Raw genomic sequence first — 554 nt, 5'->3', positions numbered from 1 at the left:
CAGACGTTTCGCCAGACCTTTCATCTCTAGCTCAGTAGAGGTGATGGTACGCTCGTATTCACTCTTACGACTACGAGATGTGTGCAGACGCTCGTGCAGCTCATCACGGCGACGGATCGCACGCTCTTCTGCGCCTTCATCGGCGTTAACACCAAACTCTTGCAGTTCTTGTTTGAACTCTTGAACAGTTTCCAATTTCGCTTGGTGCGAGCTTTTCAATGATGCCAATACTTGGTTGTATTGGTTCATTTGACCTTGCGCTTGTTTCAACTCTTCACGAGAGCGTGTACGCATTTGCTCAGCCTGAACCAGCTTCGCTTTTAACTGCTCACTAAGTTCACTGCTTTGGTTAAGCAAATCAACAGAGTCTGAATAGGCAAAGTAGTGACGACGCTCAACGAGGTCAGACAAGGCAAAGATCTGCTTCTTCAATTCTTGAAGTTGCTCGTCCGCAGCTTTGTATTCTGCTTCTAACGCATCGAACTGTTCAGGGTCTGCATCAAGTGCAGAAGCAATTTTTTCAAGCTCAGCCACGGCTTTCGCGTGGTTGTTCA

Annotated in this window: 1 pseudogene; it reads right to left on the bottom strand. The window is 47.5% G+C overall.

Features of this window, described 5'->3' with window-relative positions:
* Window positions 1-554, bottom strand: a pseudogene (gene mukB / locus R7Q11_RS28510) (chromosome partition protein MukB); the annotation flags it as partial.

It is taken from the genome of Vibrio sp. 970 (assembly GCF_033339075.1).
This window is presented reverse-complemented; position numbering and strand designations above follow the sequence as displayed.